Origin of the sequence: Methylobacter sp. sgz302048 (assembly GCF_052162025.1) — a bacterium.
In the GTDB taxonomy this organism is placed as follows: Bacteria; Pseudomonadota; Gammaproteobacteria; order Methylococcales; family Methylomonadaceae; genus Methylobacter.
The window spans coordinates 1,409,848-1,427,762 of sequence record NZ_CP197401.1 but is presented as its reverse complement, the minus strand read 5'-3'; the positions used below and the strand labels follow the sequence as shown (position 1 = coordinate 1,427,762).

Below are 17,915 nucleotides of genomic sequence, written 5' to 3'. Positions count from 1 at the left end.
CCCCGACAATAAAAACGAAGGTACTGTATGAAAAAAGTTACCGAAGTTTATGGTCAGTTTATTACCAACCTGGATAGCCGCTTATTGCGTTATCCGAAAACGCTGATACTGCTGGTCCTGCTGCTCTGCGGATTCAGCCTGTATTATACGGCCAGGCATATGGGCGTCGATGCCGATACGACCGACATACTGTCGAAAGATCTGCAGTTTCAAAAAGATCGGGAACGCTTCATCAAGACCTTTCCGCAGGATGATCAGGCGATCCTGGTCGTTGTCGATGCCAAGACGCCGGAACAGGCCACTCAAGCGCTGGATTATCTCGGGGCGCAGTTCAGCCGTGAAAAACAGATACAATCGGTTTACATCCCCGGATCAGGGGAGTTTTTCGACCGGCATGGCCTGCTCTACCCGGATCTTAAAGAAGTCCAAGATCTGGCCGGCAAAATGACGGAAGCCCAGCCCTTTATCGGCGCGCTCTCCAAGGACAACAGTCTGAAAGAGCTATGGCTCATTCTCGGGCAGGCTCTCACCGAGGAAGCGCATGAACTGCCGGTTGACCTGAATCCCATGCTGGATAAAGTACGCCTGGCGATCCGGGCCGCGATCGAAGGCAAGACCTATCAGTTGTCCTGGCAGCAAATGATGATGGGCGACGACAATGATCTGTTGAGCACCCGGCGCTTTGTACTGCTCAAGCCGCACCTGGAATTTAACGAATTGATGCCGGCCGAGAAGCCGCTGGCGGCGGTGCGGGCTATTGCGGATAAAGCCGAGCAAACCTTTCCCGGCGTCAATGTACGGCTGACCGGCGAGGTCGTGCTGGAACATGATGAACTGGCCACGGTGACTTACAGCGCCGAAATGGCCTCGGCGTTTTCGTTCCTGCTGGTCTTTCTGTCTTTACTGATCGGCTTCCGCTCTTTCAAGTTGACATTGGCTACATTAAGCGTCCTGACCATGGGCTTGACGCTGACTTTCGGCTTCGCCACGCTGGCCTTCGGTAATCTGAACCTCATCTCCATATCGTTTGCGGCTTTATATATCGGCATCGGCGATGACTATGCGGTTCAGGTATGCATGCGCTATCGGGAGCTGCTGCGGCAAAACCTGTCCCGGCGGCAAGCGCTGACCGAAGCCGTGCACAGAGTCGCCCCGCCCATCACCCTATGCGCGATCACGGGGGCGACGGGCTTTTTTTCCTTCGTCCCGACCCAATACACCGGCGTTTCCGAACTGGGCGCCATCGCCGGCGCGGGCATTTTTATTTCCCTGTTGATCACGCTGACAGTGCTGCCGGCCATGCTGAAGCTGTTCCCGCTGAATTCCGGGCCGGCAGAAAAAAAATCCGATCATCTGTTCCCGGACTGGGTTTACCGCTTTCCAATCGAACATGCGACCCTGGTCAAGTGGACAACAGCCGCCTTGATAGTGGTCGGGCTGGGCTTGCTGACTCAGGCCCGGTTCGATATCAATCCGCTCAATCTGCGCGATCCCAAGTCCGAATCCGTCGTTACGTTCCGGGAGTTGCTGAAAACCAAAGATACCTCCCCGATGACCCTGACGGTCATGACGAAAAATAAAGACGAGGCGCTCGCCATGGCAGAGAAACTGAAACAGCTGGAAACGGTCGAAAACGCGATCACGATATTTGATTATATTCCCGCTGATCAGGAAGCCAAGCTGGCCCTCATCGAAGACCTGTCTTTGGTTATGGGACTCCAGCTGACTTCTTTCCCGCCGCCGCATCAGGACAGCATCGAGAACAACATGGCGGCGCTGGAAAAGTTCAGGCAGGCCATCGAACAGCATTTAAAGGCAAAACCGGACGGCCAGCTGGCGGCGACCTTGCGCCTGTTGTTCCAGGAAGTGGAGTCGCTGATTGCCGTGCTGAAATCCGAATCCGAACCGGAAAAAAAGGCCACGCTGGATAAATTGCAGCGCAGCCTGCTGGACACGCTGCCGCAAACCATGAACACGTTGCTGAAAGGGCTAAACCCGGGCCTGGTCACGGTCGATACGCTGCCCCGCGATCTGGCCGAGCGTTGGCTCAGCAAGGATGGCGTTTACAGAATCCAGGTTACGCCCAGCAAGGATCTCAACGATGAAAAAAACCTGAAAGCGTTCATCAAGGAAGTTCGTCAGATAGCGCCTCACGCTACGGACCTGCCGGTCATTTATCTGGAATCGGGCACAGCGATAGTGAAAGCCTTTCAACAGGCGCTGGCCAGCGCGGTGGCGGCCATCATTCTGGTTTTGCTGTTCACGCAGCGCAACGCCAAGGATGCGCTATTGATTCTGCTGCCGCTGGTAACCACGGCCATCCTGACCGGCGTCTCAACGGTGCTTATGGACAATCCGTTCAACTTCGCCAATATCATCGTCATACCGATACTGTTCGGGCTGGGCGTTGATGCCGGCATCAACATCATGAGCCGCATACGCAGTCCCGAACACGAGGACAGCGTATTAAGAACCGGTACGGCGAGAGGTGTGGTCTTCAGCGAACTGACCACGATGTGCAGCCTGATCAGTATGGCGTTCACGCCGCACCTGGGCCTTGCCAGCATGGGACAGCTGCTGTCTATCGGGCTGCTGCTGAACATTCTCTGCACCCTCATTGTACTGCCGGCGTTTGCTTATAAGACACAGAGTTGAGCGGGTTGACTGATGCTGCGTAAGCGGGGCCGCGGGCTAGGGCGCTCCAGCCGTTGGATCGGTTACCGATACTTATGCCAGAAATGAAACATGAATCCAATCACTAGCTTATAAGTTCATGGTCACTCATTTTGAGCCAAAACTTCCAAGATTTAACAAAGAAGTTATGCGATAATTAAGGAATAATTAACAAATGCCTTATGGCTTAAAATCAGGAAAGAAACACATGTTTTCATTGCAAACCATCTTCGGCAAAGGCGATAAATTCTATGGCCTGCTCGAAGCCAGTGCAGAATCCGCACGTTTGTCCACCAGGGCGTTGATTGAACTCCTAAGTACGCCGGCATCGCAACAGTCATTGGAAAAATTCAAACAGGCTCGCCGCCGGGAAAAAGATTTGTTCGCGCAGATCAGCGAAGAATTGGTCAATACGTTTGTGACGGTGCTCGATCGTGAAGACATTGAGGCCCTTAACAGAGCCCTCTATAAAATCCCCAAAGTCGTGGAAAAGTTCGCGGAACGCTATACATTAGCCATAGATCGCATTGGCGATGTGGATTTCACCAGCCGCGCCGCCATGCTGGAACAGGCCTGCGAAGTCCTGGAACAAATGGTCAAACTGTTGCGTAGCGGGATGGATCTGGATCAAACCAAAAAATTAAACGATAAGCTGCAAGCCATTGAAGCCGAAGCTGATCGCCAAATTCTTGATTTATATCGGGATGTCTATGTCAATGAAACCGATCCGATCCGCTATCTGGTAAAAAAGGATTTGTTTCAGATTCTGGAAAAAGCGATTGACCGCTGCCGTGACGCCGGCAATGTCATCTATCACATCGTTCTGAAAAATTCATAAAAGGTTGCTATGCTGACTCTGCTCTTGCTTGTCATCCTGGCAGCGCTTATTTTTGAATTCATCAACGGGTTCCACGACACCGCGAACTCGATTGCCACGGTTGTGGCCACCAAAGTACTGACGCCGACACAAGCGGTCATTCTTGCCGCAGCCACCAATCTGGTCGGCGCGTTTTCCGGTACGGCAGTGGCGAAAACCATTTCGTCGGGATTGGTCGACACCAGCCTGGTGACTATCACCTCCGAAGTTTTGATCTGCGCACTGGCTGGCGCGATTATCTGGAATCTTATTACCTGGGCGCTGGGTCTGCCGTCCTCTTCCAGCCATGCCTTGATCGGCGGCTTATGCGGGGCAGCGGTTGCGGCAGGGCACAATAATTTTGACGTGTTGATCTGGTCGAAAACCGCGGCGGTCTGGACAGAGAACAAAGGCTTGCTCTGGAAAGTATTGGTCCCTATGGTCAGTTCGCCCATTGCCGGTTTTACTTTAGGCGTCATCATCATGGGTGCCCTGATGGCTATCGTCAGCGGCATGAATTCCGCGGGCGGGGCCTTGGCGCGCATGGCGCGTCCGAAATGGATTAACGTTGTCTTTGGGAAAGCCCAGCTTTTATCGGCCGGTTACATGGGGTTTGCTCACGGCACTAATGATGCTCAAAAAACCATGGGTATTATTGCCCTGGCGATTTTTTCCGCCAATAGCACTGGTACGCTTGACCAATTGCCGGCCTGGGCAGAATTCCTGCGGCCGGATGGCGGGGAGAAAGATATCGATGCCTGGGTTGTATTTGCCTGCGCCATAGTCATGGCGTTGGGCACTGCGGTGGGCGGCTGGCGCATTATCAAGACACTTGGCCATAAAATGGTGAAATTGCATCCGATCAACGGTTTCGCGGCAGAAACCAGTTCGGCGACAATCCTGCTGACCGCAGCCCACTTTGGCATGCCCGTTTCCACTACCCATAGCATTTCAACCGCAATCATGGGCGTGGGCTTCGCCAAGAATCCGCACGCGCTTAAACTCACCATCATTGAACGGATTGTCTGGGCCTGGGTTCTGACGATCCCGGCGGCAGGCGGTTTGTCCTGGGGCATGGTGAGTTTGTTGTCTCTGTTGCATTAACGGAAAATCGGATTCCTATATGCTCGCGGGACGGGGATCCCGTCCCGCGAGGCAATTAAAATTTTATCCCCCGGCTCAAACACGCCCTGACTGCTTTGGCTACCGGTTAAATTTAATTGCAACCCGTCACTGAACAGGAACAAGGTGCCCAACGAGAAGACCGATCAAAGAGGTATGTGCTGCACTATTTTGTTGAAAGATTCGGATGACTGGCACATCTCCAGGCTCGAAATAGAATGTTACCGGTAAAGAAATATTCGTTCCCGGGCCTGTTCTAATGAGGAAAAGCGTTTCGTCTGCACCTTCCAAAACGGGCGAACTCGTCGCATCCAACTGGGCAGAAACATAAGTAATGACTAACCGTTGCCCGGCAGGCACTGCAGGGAAAGTCAATCGGCACTGTGGCGCACAGGTTGATGAATCTCCGATACTCGCCTGGTGCTGGTACGGACGCACACCGACACCCGTTACATCCCGAACCTGCACGGGGTTCGTCACTCCATTGGTAATAATTGCCTCCGTAGGCGCAGCCAGAGCGCTTTCCCATGTCAGCCCAAGAATATAGAACACGACGGCACTTAACACGACACGCGCATTTTTTGAACATACCGGTAAAATTTTCATAGGGGAAAACTCCTGATAATCAACCGCCTATGCCGGATTTCCGCTTAAAAATGCGGTAGACTGGTTTTATCAACCCAGCCTGCCTATGCTTTAAGTCATTACAACGCTGAGTTTTATAAACTTGCTAATTTCCTTCAAGAACTTACACATCTCTTCAAGCAATTGTTCTTTCGAGCTGGCGGCGCTTTGTTGAACCCATCTCAACCTGACTAAATATACCCCCAACTAATTATTTTTCGCCAAGTTAAGTTCTATTACCTTCGCAACCATTATTCATTTTTTATGCTTGATTTCTATTCGTACCATTACTGTCTAACTTAGCAGGTATTGGCCCGGTTATTCGAAATTTCCAAGAAGCCCAGTAGAAAAGGTACGCGATGCGTACCCTTATATCTCGATTTTACCCAATTAGGGATAAAATCCCCGGCTGATCACCGGGCGGGAAGCGGAGAAGCCGGGCGTACCCTGAGGCTTCGAGCCTGCTGCGTAGATTTCGCTCTCCGTTTCCCTCATCCGCCTCATAAGTTCGTACGGTATGCGTAGGCTCCCGTTTCGCCGGGAGAGCCTGTATGATCCAAGGCTGAACCAGGCGTATGCCTTAAAATTGATCTTATTGATTTTATATAGTTTTTTGGAGTGTTTAAAGATGTCCCAAGTGACGGTTGGTGTGGATATTGCCAAGCATAAATTCGATGTTGCCCGCCTGGAGAACGGCAAATACAAGCATAAAAAATTCGACAACACGCCGGAAGGTTTTGCCGCTTTGATCGTCTGGCTGACGACGTTCGGCGGCGTCAAGCCCTCGGTTTGCATGGAAGCGACTGGCGCCTACAGCATCCCTCTGGCCGAATGCCTGGCCCAATCAGGCTATCCGGTGGCTGTCGTCAATCCTGCCAGAATCAAGGGATTCGCCAAGAGCGAATTGAGCCGAATCAAGACCGACAAGGCTGACGCCAAGCTGATCGCCCGGTATGCCCAGGAAAAGAAACCGCCTTTGTGGACGCCGCCACCTGCCAATATCCGCGAACTGCAAGCCTTATTACGCCGGATCGAAGACCTGCTGGAAATGCAGCAAATGGAGAAAAACAGACTGGATACGGCTGACCCCACGATTGCCGAATCCATCAGAGCCGTCTTGGCACATCTGGAGCAGGCGCTTAAAACCACACGCGAACGCGTTCAACGTCTTATCGATCAAGACCCTGATCTCAGGCACCGGCGCGCTTTGCTGGAAACGATTCCTGGCATCGGCGAAGCCTCCTCTGCCCACCTCATGGTCGCTTTGAGCGATCACTACGGCTTCACCACCGCCAAGCAAGCTGTCGCCTTTGCTGGACTCAATCCCGCCTTGAACGAATCCGGCAAGTGGAAAGGCAAAACCCGCATTTCCAAGATGGGTGATCCGATGTTGCGCGCGAAGCTATACATGCCCGCCGTGGTCGCGGGAAGACACAATCCCGTCATCCGCCTTTTCCGCGAACGCTTGGCTGCACGCGGCAAGAATGGCATGGCCATCGCCTGTGCTTCAATGCGCAAACTCGTCCATATCGCCTTTGCCATCCTGAAATCGAATAAACCTTTCGACCCCAATTTTGCGCTTGCATAATGGGCAACAAGACGGTATCTACAAACTGGCAAGTTTTGGCTCAACTGTCATTCGCGATAGATCGAATTTCCCCGGAAACGCGACGAATATTTTTTGACGGCAACTATGGCATCGTTTATTTACTCGCCGTCCTGATCAATAGCCAGCCGATAACCAACGCCAACCTCAGTCAGCAAGTAGCGGGGCCTGGCCGGATTGATTTCCAGCTTGTGGCGCAGTTGGCCCATGTAAATCCGAAGATAATGCTGATCATTGATATGCTCACTGCCCCATACTTCCTTGAGCAGTTCATGATGCTTGACGACCAGCCCGGCATGACGGATCAGGATGCTTAATAGCCGAAATTCGATCGGGGTAACGCGCACTTCATTGCCGGAAATGAAGACTTTGCGATTCACCAGATCGACTTTCAATTCGCCGGTTTCAAAGACCTCGCTGCTGACGGTCCGTTTGGCCCGGCGCAGCAGGGCCTGTAAACGCGCATGCAGTTCACCGGTGCCGAACGGTTTGGTCAGATAGTCGTCCGCGCCGGCATCCAGCGCCAGAATCTTGTTTTGCTCCTGGCTGCGGGCCGACAATATCAGCACCGGCAAATCAGACACTTGCCGCAGCTTTTTCATGACCGAAATGCCATCCATGTCAGGCAGGCCCAAATCCAGAATCATCAAATCGGGATTGTCGCTATGGACCAGAGCCAGCCCGGTCTTGCCATTATCGGCTTCAAGGATGCGCCAGCCTCTATGCATGAGGCTGCTTTTTAGAAAGCGCCGGGTTTGCGGATCGTCTTCGATCAACAAAATCAATGGAGGAATTTCGCTCATGCTGTAGCGCTCTCGGCCTTATCCCAGTTTAACGACGGCGGTTCGCGCATCGGCAAATCGATCATGAATGCCGCGCCCTTGCCAGCCAGATTGGTCGCCTTTATGGCACCGCCATGGGCTTCGACGATGGCCCGGCATAATGCCAACCCCAATCCGACGCCGCTGGTCTGGGTTTCAGTCTCATGCCGGTAGAATTTATCGAACAATTTTTCCTCCATGCCTTTCGGTATGCCGTCGCCGTAATCGGATACAGTCAGCCGCACCGTGGCCGGCAACAGCTCGGCGCTTATATCGATAGGACTGCCCGGCGGTGTGTATTTGATGGCGTTTTCGATCAAATTGACCAGTACCTGTTCCAGCAATACGGCATCTATCCACACCAGCGGCAGGCTGCCAGGCAACTGTGTACGTACCGGCCTGCCCTGCAAGTTTTTATCCAGGCGGGTCAATGCGCCGCCGACAATCTCTTCAACCGCGTTCCAATCCTGATGCAGAATGATTTCGCCGCTGCTCAACCTCGCCATATTGAGAATCTTGCTGGTCAGATCCGACATGCGCTGAGCTTCCTCCAGAATGACCTTGCCCAAATCCTGCTTTTCTTCCTCCGAACACTCGCTGCCGCTTTCTATCAGTGTGCTTGCGGCGCCGCTGATGCGGGTCAAAGGCGTACGCAAGTCATGCGATATGGCGCTTAGCAATGCATTGCGTAAGGATTCGGTTTCAGCTTGCAATGTGGCGTCTTTGGCCTGCGCTGCCAAATACAACCGTTCCAGGGTCTGGGTAATCAGGCTGCAGAATGTGTCGAAAAATGCGCTGAGCTGCGGGTCGGAATCGATCGAGCTTGCCTTAAAACTTATGGCCAGAACCGCCAATACGGTTTGTGATCGCATTAATGGGTAATAAAACGGGGCGCAGCCATTACGCCGCTGCTGAACCTTAGCGAGCTTAAATGCCCGCTGCGCATCAGCCAAATCGGTAGCGCGCAACGAAAAAGGAAGCGGTTCGGCCTCAGGATAAACCAGACGGCCTTGTTCATCAGCAAACAACAATACGGACATTGCGCCGAATTGATCGTGAATATGCTGCACGGCAACGACGGCAACATTTTCCTGATTGCCGGTTTCCGCTAACGCCTGGCTTAACCGGTACAAGGCTTTGGTGCGACTCTCCCGCTGCCGGGCCAGTTCGGCTTGCAGGCGTGCTTTATCCTGCAAATTGCTGGTCAGGTTGGCGACGACTATCATCACCCCCAAGCCGACGATGTTCTCAAGGTCGGAGATCGCGAGCGAAAAAATCGGCCTGGCAAAATAAAAAGCGAATAAAGGCGCACTTAACAGCGAAGCCAAAATAGACGCGCCACGGCCGAAATGGTTTGCCACGAGAAACACGCCCAGTAGATAGATCATCAGAATGCTGGCTTCACCCAGAACATTCTGCAATGGCCAGTTAATCAGCGTACAGACAAACGGCGCAGCCATGCCCCAAGCATAACCTCGCAATTCACCGCCGCGCGGCAGTTTGCCGAGAAATGTCAGACGTTTTTTTAGAGTTGGCGGATTTTGCATGGCTTTACGGCTCAAAACTTAAAGGCATTTCATTTAAGATCGCTCGGATGAACAATGCCTTTTTCTTTAAAGTTCAATACGAATGCCCAATTCGATGACTAGCCCGACTGGAATTTTAAAAAACTCTATCGCGCTGGATGAGTTATGAAATAAAAAGCTGAACAAAGGCCGGCGCCATCGCGGCATTGGGCTTTTACGCCGGAAAGAAACCCGCTCGCTGCCGATGAAAAACGAAGTCTGTTCGGGATCGATGGCCAAGCCGTGCTGCCTGCATAATTCCAGAGCGCGGCGCACGTCGGGCGTTTGCTGAAAGCCGAAGTAAAGCTTTACGCGATGGTAATTATGGTTTTGCCCGAAGGTCCGGATTTTGACGCGATGCGCTTCGTCCACATAAGGCTCTTCCTTGGTCACGACCGTCAGCACCATGACTTGCTCGTGCAAGACATGATTGTGCTCAAGGTTATGCGCCATCACCTGCGGCACGCCATGCAGGTTCTTGGCCAGATACATGGCCGAGCCCGGCACCGTCACCAGGGACTTATCCAATATTTTTTCTTCCAGTTCCTCGAACAGTACCCGTTTTTCATCCAGATAAGCCGCCAACAGTTCGCGGCCCTTGATCCAGGTGGTCATGGTCAGAAACAGCACCGTACCGATGAGCAGCGGCAACCAGCCGCCAGTCGGAATTTTCAGACTGTTCGATGACAGAAACAGAAAATCAATAGTGAGGAAAACCGACAAAAAAGTGATGCTGGTGATTTTGTTCCACTTCCAGAGTTCCTTGATGACGATGAATGCCAGCACGGTGTCGACGATCATGGTGCCTGTCACGGCAATGCCATAGGCCGAAGCCAGCGCCGACGAGGACTGAAAGCTCAGCACCAGCACAAATACTGAAACCATCAGCAGCCAGTTGACCACCGAGATATAGACCTGCCCCATCTCCTCGCCTGAGGTATGCAGTATCTGCATGCGCGGACAATAACCCAACTGTATGGCCTGCCGCGTCACGGAAAAGGCGCCGGAAATGACCGCTTGCGAAGCGATGACGGTAGCCAGTGTCGCCAGCAGCAACAACGGGTAGAGCGCCCAAGTCGGGGCGAGCAGATAGAATGGGTTCTGTATCGCTTCGGGATGCTTGAGCAGCAGCGCGCCCTGGCCAAAATAATTGAGCAGCAGGGCCGGAAATACAAAGCTGAACCAGGCATAGCGTATCGGTTTCAGGCCGAAATGCCCCATATCGGCATACAGCGCTTCGGCGCCCGTAATGGTCAATACGATGGCGCCCATGATCAGAAAGCCGTGCCACCCCAGTTCGATCAGCAAATGCACGGCAAAATAAGGATTAATCGCAACCAGCACGCTGGGTGCGTGAGTAATATTGATAACGCCCAGGACAGCCAGTGTCCCGAACCAGAAACACATGATCGGCGCAAACAGTTTGCCAACATGGCCTGTACCTTTGGCCTGCAACACAAACAATCCGCCCAGCACGGCAATGGTAATCGGCACCACATGATGAGCTAACGGCGGGGCGACAATGCCCAAGCCTTCAACCGCGCTGAGTACGGAAATGGCCGGCGTGATCATGCTGTCTCCGTAGAATAACGCCGCACCGAGCAGGCCGATGGTGACGATAAAGCGCATCCTGCCCGGCTTATCCCGGGAACCGTGCAACGCCAGCGCCATCAGCGCCATAATGCCGCCCTCGCCTTTGTTGTCGGCGCGCATGATGAAGATCGCGTATTTGGTCGTAACCACCAGCGTCAACGACCAGAAAACCAGCGACAGCACACCGAGCACATGGGTGTGATCGATCGGCACGCCGCCGTGGAAAACTTCCTTGAGCGCATATAAAGGACTCGTGCCAATGTCGCCGAACACCACGCCTATTGCACTCAATGCCAAGCCGGCCAGTTGTTGCTTGGAATGACTTGGCTGAGTAGACACAGTTGCGTGTTGAATAGACATGGCTAAGCGTTCCAAATTTCAAGTCAGGATTAAAAGGAACCGGCGTTAACCAGAAAATGCACGCCGATGGCCGCAAAGTAACCTAGTAAAATCGCCGGAAGCCATTTCATATGGCTGCTGAAAGTATATTGGCCTTTGGCTTGTCCCAGCAAGCCTATTCCCGGCGCCGAGCCGATTGCCAGCAGACTGCCGCCGACACCCAGCGTCAAGGTCAACAGCAGCCATTGTCCTTGAGGAATATCAGGCTGCATAGTAATCACCGCAAACATCAGCGTGCCGTTATCGACAAATGCCGAAGACAGGCCGATCAAGATATTCGCCAGCGTGGGACTCAACTGACCGTACAGCATATGCGAAATGGCGTCCAGATAGCCAATATAGCCCAGGCCGCCGATGCCCATCATCGCGCCATAGAAAAACAGCAGCGTATCCCATTCCAGACGGCCGACTTTTTCGAACACGTCGAGCTTCTTGGCGCGGGCATCGGCAATCTCGAGATCACTGACATCGGCGCCCGAAAATAAATCGTACTCTAATTGCCTTAAGCCCCGCGAATTTGAGGTTTTGTGCAGATAGAAAAAGAAAAATTGCAGCAATGACAAACCGGCCATCATGCCTGCCGCCGCCGGCAAACGGAGTTTCATATCAAAAGAGACAGCCAGGGCGATAGTGACCCCAAACAGAAAAATGATGCGCTTTGCGCCGCGCGGCAAAACCACCCTCTCGGTCTCGACAGCCGGCTTGTCTTTGGGCAACGCAAAATGCATTGCCAAAGCCGGAACTAAAAAATTCACCAGGCAAGGCACGAACAGCTTAAAAAACTGAAGAAATCCCAATATGCCGTGTTGCCAGACGAACAAAGTCGATATACCGCCCAGAGGACTGAAAGAACCGCCGGCATTGGTGGCTATTACAATATTGATGCAGGCTAACGAAACAAACTTCGGACTGTCTCTACCGACGGCGACCACTACAGCTCCCATCAACAACCCTGCCGTCAAGCCATTGACGACGCTGGAGATAAAAAACACCATGAAGCCGGTAATCCAGAACAGTCGCCGATAACTCCAGTGTTTGCTGACCAACCAGAATTTTATCGCTTCGAATATCCGCATGTCTTCCATAGCATTCAAGTATGTCATGGAGACCATGATAAACAGCAGCAATTCCATGTAAGTCTGCAAATTGCCCCTAAAGGCCGCGATGGCAAGCTGGTTTTGACCTTGCTGTTGATAGACTGTCACGATGACAGCCCAAATCAGCGCCGAAGCCAGCAACATCGGCTTGGATTTGCGCAGTTCGGTGACATCTTCGAGCATGGCTGCGATATAGGCGACGACCATCACAGCCAATGAAAAATAGCCTGCCCAGTGATGAGTCAGATCAAGCTGCTGCACCGCCGGCGTTACCGCTTCGTCTTCGGCATATCCCAAGCCCGGCACTAGCAATCCAACCGTTCCAAGCAGATAAAACAAATACCGCACTTCACTCTCCTGTGCCGATCAGGCCAAGAAACCGATCGACAAGCCTTGATTATTAACAGATACCAAACGGCAGTCAGAAACTGCAGTTCACAAGGCCGGGCATTGTAATGAGCCGAGTGTAAAAAATGCGTAAAGAACCCAAATTCTTTCGTAGGAAGTGCTGATCTGCAATTGCAGTTTAGATGAAGTGACAGGGAATCTTCGGCCAGCGCGGAATCTAGTCAACTTTCAATCTGAAACCGCTGAGAAGCGAGGAGTAGGCTGGGTTGGCGCTTTAGCGGAAACCCAGCATGGGCGGCGTTGAATGCTGGGTTTGGCAGCCAACATGCGGCGCAATACGCTCACGCTATTGCGCCCTACGAATGCATCTTACCGCATTGACCTTCGACACGCCGGCGACTTCGCGGCCATCCCATTTCACCCGGAACTTGAAGTTCTTGTAGGGATCGAAGCGGTTCGGGTTGACGGTGAATTGCGGCATGAGTTGCCCCCTTTCGCCTTTGGCAGGCAAGAAGGCGGCAGCGGAGGCCAGGATTCAATTGGACAGCGCTACCGAGCGGGAGCAGGCGTTCCTGCATGCCTGGGCATGCAGGAACGCCTGCTCATTCACTCCGCGTCGGCAACCGCGTCTAGAACAGCGTGACGTACGCCACGGTGACTGGGCCGGTGGTGCCGGCCGGCCGGCGCATGTTGACCTGTATGTAATAGAAGAACCGGCGGTGATCGAAGGTCAGCGTCCCGTTGGTCGGGAGAACATTCTTTTGGTGGTCCCTGTACCCCTGCGGAGAGATGACTGGAGGGACGAAAGCATTGCTATCTGCCTCGGCAATCGTCGAGGGAGCGGAGTCCACGCCCTCACTAATCCCGTTGAAAACATATCTCTTTTGCCTCAGCGCGGTCACGACTTGCGAACCCGCACCGGGGACCCCGTCATCCTTGTACCTGACCGTCATCTTGGTGATCCGGCTGAGCGTGTTCGGGATGGCGCAGGTCAGGATGATCTCGCCGAAACCCCCGTCGCGGAACGACGCGTCGCCGCCCGAATTGAACAGGACCGACCGGGCGGACGTCTGGCCCGTCGGAACGCAGGCCACCATGTTCACGCCATAGAAATTGTCGAGTCCGGCCGCCGACAAAGTGGTCGGCAGAGCAAGCACAGCCGTGAGTGCGAATATGGTCTTGAGGCGCATCGCGCATACTCCCTTTTGCTGAGGGGATGAGCGATGCGTGGAGTTCTGCCACGCGCGGCCGCAAAATAGCGGTCGCGGCGACGACATGCTTTTGAACTCGGGATCCGTGTAGGTTTTGCTCGGGTCTGTTTCCGGAAAACATTCCGGCCACAACTCACCCCCGACTCTCCGAAATAGAAAACATATACCGACGAGCGTAGTACAGATGGTAGACTTCATTGTGTAACCCCTCTTTCAGTAATTAGGTTGTTGCATTTAGCTGCTTTTCATTGCCGCAACCTATCAGCAATGCAGCCTAACGTCAGAGCTCAACCTCGCGAGGTGCGAGTGTCGGTTAAAGTGCCTTGTTGGGCTTCGTTGCTTAAGCGTTCCGCAATTTCCCCAAAGGCACTTGCCAATACCTTCCCCCAGCGTTCGCCGAACTCCTCCAGAGATGCACCCGTATATCTCACCCTAAGCCCCAGGCTAAAATTGGGCAAATCGACCAATTCAACCCCTTTCTCCGCCCGAGCCGCATTCAGTTTCATAACCACTTTCAGGAACGAATCGTAAACAGCCGCCACTTCCTTGTTGAGGGTGTCGTCGTTTCCAAGAATGTCGCGAGTTATTGGATCATCTGATACGAACGACAGTTCACAGTAGTTCGAAGGGTTTACAAGCTTGTTGCCTAGTGCACTGCCAACGCTAAGAATATGGGCTACCTAAAACTGTCTAATAGGCTTCTTTCCCAAACCGGAGACGAGACATGCCCAAGAAATACATTGTCCGCCTGAGCGATACGGAACGTCATCATCTTCAAAAGGTGATCAAAAAACTTCAAGGCAGCTCACAAAAAGTCCGGCGTGCGCAGATTCTGTTCAAGGCCGATGCGAATGGCCCGGGTTGGACAGACCAGCGGATTGCGGAGGCCTACGCATGCCGGATCAACACGGTCGAAAAGATCCGCCAGCGCTTTGTCGAAGAGGGCTTTGAACGGGCGTTGGAAGGCCGAAAACGCGAGTATCCGCCGACCCCGAGGTTATTGGACGGGGCACAGGAAGCGCGCATTATCGCCACGCGCTTGGGATCGCCGCCGGCAGGCTATGCGCGCTGGAGCCTGCGGCTGTTGGCCGGGCGCGTCGTGGAACTGGGGATTGTAGACGCCATCAGCCATGAGACCGTCCGCAAGCTGATTAAAAAAACGGCATGACGCAGCGGGCGATTGCCTATGGGGTGATTCCGCCCGAGCAGGACGCCGAATTTGTGGCTGCAATGGAAGAGGTGCTGGACGTGTATGCGCGACCGTATGAGGCCGCGCATCCGGTCCTTTGCATGGACGAACAACCGATACAGTTGATCAAAGAGACCCGTACGCCACGACCGGGGACGCTGACGCAGCCGCCACGGGTCGATTACGAATACGAGCGTGCCGGCACCGCCAGCTTGTTCCTGTTTACCGAGCCGTTAGTCGGATGGCGCGAGGTGACGGCCCGCCCTCAGCGCACCAAAGCAGATTGGGCCAAAGAAGTGGCCCGCTTGCTGGAAGGGCGTTATGCCCAGTGTCCCGTGGTGACGCTGGTGAGCGACAATCTCAACACCCATACCAAAGGAGCCTTTTATGAGGTCTTCGAACCCGAACGTGCCCGCAACCTCGTACGGCGGATCAAGTTTTGCCAGACGCCCAAGCATGGCAGTTGGTTGAATATCGCTGAAAATGAGTTGAGTACCCTGACCCGACAGTGCCTGGCGCATCGAAGGTTCGGTGACATGGAAACCTTACGGACTGAAATTAGCGCCTGGTCGAGCTCTGTTAATAGCAAACAACGCGGTGTCGATTGGCAGATGAAAGTGGACGATGCACGAACGAAACTGAAATCCATTTACCCTAAAATTAAGCTGTGACAATGCACTAGCCTTGAACCATAACCGCTTTCCCCCGCGACTTCGGCTGCTGTCTGATACTTCTCGTGTATCCGATCTATTGCCTCTTGATAAGCCTGAAAGCGGTTACCGAAAAGTTCCTTATGGAGCTTTTCCTCTAAGAAGCTGTTTGGAAATTTCGTTTTTCTGATTTAGGGTAATGAAATTTTGCTATCAGTAGATATATTCATGAATAAAAAAGCGGAAGCAGCGTTATCCAAGTAACCTGAGCGATGGCGCATGGCGCTACCTGAACAAAAGCCAGGGACTGTGGCAAATACTGAGATAAAGATAAAGGAAAAAGTGGCTCAAAATTGTTGGCCAATTCTGGCTCAGTTTAGTTGTCCATTAACAGGAGGCCGCGGGTAGTGAGTCTGCGGCAGGTGATCAATGCCATTCTCTATGTTTTAAAGACCGGTTGCCAATGGCGGCAACTGCCGCGCGAGTTTCCAGTCTGGACGGCCGTTTATTACTATTTTAGCCGTTGGTCCTGCAATGGCACTTGGAAGCGTTTGCATCACCTGTTGCGTGCAAGACTGCGGGAGAAAGGCGGACGCCATAAACACCCGACGGCCGGTTGTCTGGACAGCCAAAGCGTCAAGTGTACAGCGGTTTCCGGAGTACGAGGTGAGTCTAGTCGACCTCAATCTGAAACCGCTGAGAAGCGAGGAGTAGGCTGGGTTGGAGCTTTAGCGGAAACCCGGCATGGGCGGCGTTGAATGCTGGGTTTGGCAGCCAACATGCGGCGCAATACGCTCACGCTATTGCGCCCTACGAATGCACCTTACCGCGTTAAGTTCAGCAGAATTCTCGGATCTCATCTTGTTCCACTTCTTGAATCTTGTAGATTGGATCAAAGCCTTCTCCGGGATAGTTCTTGCAAAGCTCGGCAAAATGCCTACTAGCGAGAAATATCGCTAGTAATCGATGCAGATCAACAATCGTGTTTCCTGTGTTTGGGAAGTGTCCTTCGTTTTGCTCCTGGAAAGGTATGAATTCAGGCATAATGAAGGTTTCTAACGTGGAATAGAGAGGCGCGCGCCCGATAGACGGAGCGTCCCCTCGAACGAAAGGTTAGGACTTTGCATAGGTATCGGCATGGCGTTCAATTTGTTCTTGCAAATTATCTCGCGCCGCAAGATGTGCGTTTCGCGCCTCAATGTAAGTCGGCTTATCGAAAACTTGCATTCCAAGAGGGCGCTTGTCGTCTGGGTTATGCAATGAAGCGGCAGCCAAACAAAGAGATGAATACGATTCAATATACTGTCCAGTTGACTCTCGAAGTTTTGGGAAGTAGATCATGGCGAGCAGATGAGCATGATTCCCTGGTGCTTGATGCGTTAAAGCGAGGATATCTTCGGTACTCTCCGCCGTCATTAAAGCATGGGGCAGTTTCAGCGACTCCAAAAAATGCGCTCCAAGTTCCTCGTACTTTGTGCGTAAGAGCACTTCGCGCTTGTGCTGCCGTTCTAGCCGCGCCTGTAGCATGGCTACGAGTTGCGAAACTAAGACGCCAAGCAGCGCGAGTAGTGCGCCTACGATTAAATCTGGGAGAGGCTGCATTGCAGAGTCCTAACGTAAAGCTAACCAGCCCGCCGCTGGAAGCTTCGGAAGCAGAACCGCCCCGCTTCGGCGGGTCTGGTTGAGCGGTATGTTAGGGGTGATTCTGGCTTGGCTGTGCATTGCTACCTTCTGGTTATGGGTTTGTGGCTGTAGGTTTCGGCTCGACATCAGCGACTGGGAGTTTAATATTTTTGTATTGTTGCACAGTGTTGCTTGGGGCTACCTGTCGCGTGGGTGGGGATTCCTTTAGCCAAGCGCCAAGGAAAACGCCAACCAAGCCGATGCAGGCACCGAGAATAATATTACCGCGATTGATTTTTGCTTGGTCTTTTGCGATGTGTTTTTTAATTTCTCGTTCAAAGACGATGAACTTTGGGGAATCTTTTTTAGAAGAAGCCAGCTCAATAGCAAGTTCAACGAATGACATTTTGCTTAATTCATAATCATGAGGAATATTATGAACAACCTTGTTTACACCAGTTTTAAAAGCATCATCGGAAGATTGTTTTTCTGTTTGCATATAGACCCTAACGTGATATACACGACATCGACTGTCTTA

The 17,915-nt window shown here is 52.8% G+C and carries 18 protein-coding genes; 8 read left to right on the top strand and 10 right to left on the bottom strand.

Annotated elements, in window-relative coordinates; genetic code table 11:
* Nucleotides 1-27 precede the first annotated feature (27 nt).
* The 3 genes from ACTNE6_RS06785 to ACTNE6_RS06775 all read left to right on the top strand — a co-directional run bounded on the left by ACTNE6_RS06785 (nucleotide 28) and on the right by ACTNE6_RS06775 (nucleotide 4,633).
* A complete protein-coding gene (locus ACTNE6_RS06785; RefSeq protein ID WP_442499090.1) occupies nucleotides 28-2,655 on the top strand; it encodes an MMPL family transporter in 2,628 nt (875 codons plus the stop codon).
* A gap of 226 nt (nucleotides 2,656-2,881) precedes the next feature.
* A complete protein-coding gene (locus ACTNE6_RS06780) occupies nucleotides 2,882-3,511 on the top strand; it encodes a DUF47 domain-containing protein (protein ID WP_442499089.1) in 630 nt (209 codons plus the stop codon).
* Between the two features lie 9 nt (nucleotides 3,512-3,520).
* A complete protein-coding gene (locus ACTNE6_RS06775; RefSeq protein ID WP_442499088.1) occupies nucleotides 3,521-4,633 on the top strand; it encodes an anion permease in 1,113 nt (370 codons plus the stop codon).
* Between the two features lie 126 nt (nucleotides 4,634-4,759).
* On the opposite strand, the gene ACTNE6_RS06770 is transcribed toward ACTNE6_RS06775, so the two are convergent.
* Complete coding sequence (locus ACTNE6_RS06770; protein ID WP_434483003.1) at nucleotides 4,760-5,257, bottom strand: hypothetical protein; 498 nt, start codon at nucleotides 5,255-5,257, stop codon at nucleotides 4,760-4,762.
* Nucleotides 5,258-5,903: 646 nt separating this feature from the next.
* Between ACTNE6_RS06770 and ACTNE6_RS06765 the strand changes: the two genes are divergently transcribed.
* Complete coding sequence (locus tag ACTNE6_RS06765) at nucleotides 5,904-6,863, top strand: IS110 family transposase (protein WP_194971213.1); 960 nt, start codon at nucleotides 5,904-5,906, stop codon at nucleotides 6,861-6,863.
* A 119-nt stretch (nucleotides 6,864-6,982) separates the two neighbouring features.
* Here ACTNE6_RS06765 and ACTNE6_RS06760 read toward each other — a convergent pair whose 3' ends face one another.
* The 4 genes from ACTNE6_RS06760 to nhaD all read right to left on the bottom strand — a co-directional run bounded on the left by ACTNE6_RS06760 (nucleotide 6,983) and on the right by nhaD (nucleotide 12,563).
* The gene (locus ACTNE6_RS06760) at nucleotides 6,983-7,684 is read right to left on the bottom strand and encodes a response regulator (RefSeq protein WP_442499087.1); all 702 of its coding nucleotides are present in this window, start codon (nucleotides 7,682-7,684) and stop codon (nucleotides 6,983-6,985) included.
* Nucleotides 7,681-9,249 (bottom strand): DUF4118 domain-containing protein, encoded by a 1,569-nt coding sequence (locus ACTNE6_RS06755; RefSeq protein WP_442499086.1) that lies wholly within the window; start codon nucleotides 9,247-9,249, stop codon nucleotides 7,681-7,683. Before ACTNE6_RS06755 ends, ACTNE6_RS06760 begins: the two co-directional genes overlap by 4 nt.
* Before the next feature lie 66 nt (nucleotides 9,250-9,315).
* Nucleotides 9,316-11,220: a potassium transporter Kup gene (locus ACTNE6_RS06750; protein ID WP_442499085.1), complete on the bottom strand. Its 1,905-nt coding sequence runs from the start codon at nucleotides 11,218-11,220 to the stop codon at nucleotides 9,316-9,318.
* 29 nt (nucleotides 11,221-11,249) lie between these two features.
* Complete coding sequence (gene nhaD, locus ACTNE6_RS06745; protein WP_442499679.1) at nucleotides 11,250-12,563, bottom strand: sodium:proton antiporter NhaD; 1,314 nt, start codon at nucleotides 12,561-12,563, stop codon at nucleotides 11,250-11,252.
* 445 nt (nucleotides 12,564-13,008) lie between these two features.
* On the opposite strand from nhaD, the gene ACTNE6_RS06740 reads away from it, so the two are divergent.
* Entirely contained in the window at nucleotides 13,009-13,347 is a 339-nt protein-coding gene (locus tag ACTNE6_RS06740; protein WP_442499084.1) for a hypothetical protein, read from the top strand.
* Here ACTNE6_RS06740 and ACTNE6_RS06735 read toward each other — a convergent pair.
* Both ACTNE6_RS06735 and ACTNE6_RS06730 read right to left on the bottom strand, forming a co-directional pair.
* Complete coding sequence (locus ACTNE6_RS06735) at nucleotides 13,334-13,894, bottom strand: hypothetical protein (protein WP_442499083.1); 561 nt, start codon at nucleotides 13,892-13,894, stop codon at nucleotides 13,334-13,336. The genes ACTNE6_RS06740 and ACTNE6_RS06735 overlap by 14 nt on opposite strands.
* A 308-nt stretch (nucleotides 13,895-14,202) precedes the next feature.
* Entirely contained in the window at nucleotides 14,203-14,421 is a 219-nt protein-coding gene (locus ACTNE6_RS06730) for a hypothetical protein (RefSeq protein WP_442499082.1), read from the bottom strand.
* A gap of 218 nt (nucleotides 14,422-14,639) precedes the next feature.
* Between ACTNE6_RS06730 and ACTNE6_RS06725 the strand changes: the two genes are divergently transcribed.
* The 3 genes from ACTNE6_RS06725 (at nucleotide 14,640) to ACTNE6_RS06715 (ending at nucleotide 16,512) form a co-directional block, all read left to right on the top strand.
* Nucleotides 14,640-15,083 (top strand): helix-turn-helix domain-containing protein, encoded by a 444-nt coding sequence (locus ACTNE6_RS06725; RefSeq protein ID WP_442498071.1) that lies wholly within the window; start codon nucleotides 14,640-14,642, stop codon nucleotides 15,081-15,083.
* The gene (locus tag ACTNE6_RS06720) at nucleotides 15,080-15,775 is read left to right on the top strand and encodes an IS630 family transposase (protein WP_442497301.1); all 696 of its coding nucleotides are present in this window, start codon (nucleotides 15,080-15,082) and stop codon (nucleotides 15,773-15,775) included. Before ACTNE6_RS06725 ends, ACTNE6_RS06720 begins: the two co-directional genes overlap by 4 nt.
* A 386-nt stretch (nucleotides 15,776-16,161) precedes the next feature.
* Nucleotides 16,162-16,512 (top strand): transposase, encoded by a 351-nt coding sequence (locus tag ACTNE6_RS06715; RefSeq protein WP_442499081.1) that lies wholly within the window; start codon nucleotides 16,162-16,164, stop codon nucleotides 16,510-16,512.
* Between the two features lie 79 nt (nucleotides 16,513-16,591).
* Here ACTNE6_RS06715 and ACTNE6_RS06710 read toward each other — a convergent pair whose 3' ends face one another.
* From ACTNE6_RS06710 to ACTNE6_RS06700, 3 genes are all read right to left on the bottom strand, one after another.
* Nucleotides 16,592-16,798: a hypothetical protein gene (locus tag ACTNE6_RS06710; protein ID WP_442499080.1), complete on the bottom strand. Its 207-nt coding sequence runs from the start codon at nucleotides 16,796-16,798 to the stop codon at nucleotides 16,592-16,594.
* Nucleotides 16,799-16,867: 69 nt separating this feature from the next.
* Nucleotides 16,868-17,356 (bottom strand): hypothetical protein, encoded by a 489-nt coding sequence (locus ACTNE6_RS06705; RefSeq protein ID WP_442499079.1) that lies wholly within the window; start codon nucleotides 17,354-17,356, stop codon nucleotides 16,868-16,870.
* A 133-nt stretch (nucleotides 17,357-17,489) separates the two neighbouring features.
* Nucleotides 17,490-17,876, bottom strand: coding sequence for a hypothetical protein (locus ACTNE6_RS06700; protein ID WP_442499078.1), 387 nt, complete (start codon nucleotides 17,874-17,876; stop codon nucleotides 17,490-17,492).
* Between the last annotated feature and the right edge of the window lie 39 nt (nucleotides 17,877-17,915).

Excerpts from the sequence above, each read along its gene's own strand:
- ACTNE6_RS06785 (WP_442499090.1), top strand. The coding sequence starts at position 28 with ATGAAAAAAGTTACCGAAGTTTATGGTCAGTTTATTACCAACCTGGAT.
- ACTNE6_RS06780 (WP_442499089.1), top strand. The coding sequence starts at position 2,882 with ATGTTTTCATTGCAAACCATCTTCGGCAAAGGCGATAAATTCTATGGC.
- ACTNE6_RS06775 (WP_442499088.1), top strand. The coding sequence starts at position 3,521 with ATGCTGACTCTGCTCTTGCTTGTCATCCTGGCAGCGCTTATTTTTGAA.
- ACTNE6_RS06770 (WP_434483003.1), bottom strand. The coding sequence starts at position 5,257 with ATGAAAATTTTACCGGTATGTTCAAAAAATGCGCGTGTCGTGTTAAGT.
- ACTNE6_RS06765 (WP_194971213.1), top strand. The coding sequence starts at position 5,904 with ATGTCCCAAGTGACGGTTGGTGTGGATATTGCCAAGCATAAATTCGAT.
- ACTNE6_RS06760 (WP_442499087.1), bottom strand. The coding sequence starts at position 7,684 with ATGAGCGAAATTCCTCCATTGATTTTGTTGATCGAAGACGATCCGCAA.
- ACTNE6_RS06755 (WP_442499086.1), bottom strand. The coding sequence starts at position 9,249 with ATGCAAAATCCGCCAACTCTAAAAAAACGTCTGACATTTCTCGGCAAA.
- ACTNE6_RS06750 (WP_442499085.1), bottom strand. The coding sequence starts at position 11,220 with ATGTCTATTCAACACGCAACTGTGTCTACTCAGCCAAGTCATTCCAAG.
- nhaD (WP_442499679.1), bottom strand. The coding sequence starts at position 12,563 with ATGGTCGTCGCCTATATCGCAGCCATGCTCGAAGATGTCACCGAACTG.
- ACTNE6_RS06740 (WP_442499084.1), top strand. The coding sequence starts at position 13,009 with ATGCTGGGTTTGGCAGCCAACATGCGGCGCAATACGCTCACGCTATTG.
- ACTNE6_RS06735 (WP_442499083.1), bottom strand. The coding sequence starts at position 13,894 with ATGCGCCTCAAGACCATATTCGCACTCACGGCTGTGCTTGCTCTGCCG.
- ACTNE6_RS06730 (WP_442499082.1), bottom strand. The coding sequence starts at position 14,421 with ATGAAACTGAATGCGGCTCGGGCGGAGAAAGGGGTTGAATTGGTCGAT.
- ACTNE6_RS06725 (WP_442498071.1), top strand. The coding sequence starts at position 14,640 with ATGCCCAAGAAATACATTGTCCGCCTGAGCGATACGGAACGTCATCAT.
- ACTNE6_RS06720 (WP_442497301.1), top strand. The coding sequence starts at position 15,080 with ATGACGCAGCGGGCGATTGCCTATGGGGTGATTCCGCCCGAGCAGGAC.
- ACTNE6_RS06710 (WP_442499080.1), bottom strand. The coding sequence starts at position 16,798 with ATGCCTGAATTCATACCTTTCCAGGAGCAAAACGAAGGACACTTCCCA.
- ACTNE6_RS06705 (WP_442499079.1), bottom strand. The coding sequence starts at position 17,356 with ATGCAGCCTCTCCCAGATTTAATCGTAGGCGCACTACTCGCGCTGCTT.
- ACTNE6_RS06700 (WP_442499078.1), bottom strand. The coding sequence starts at position 17,876 with ATGCAAACAGAAAAACAATCTTCCGATGATGCTTTTAAAACTGGTGTA.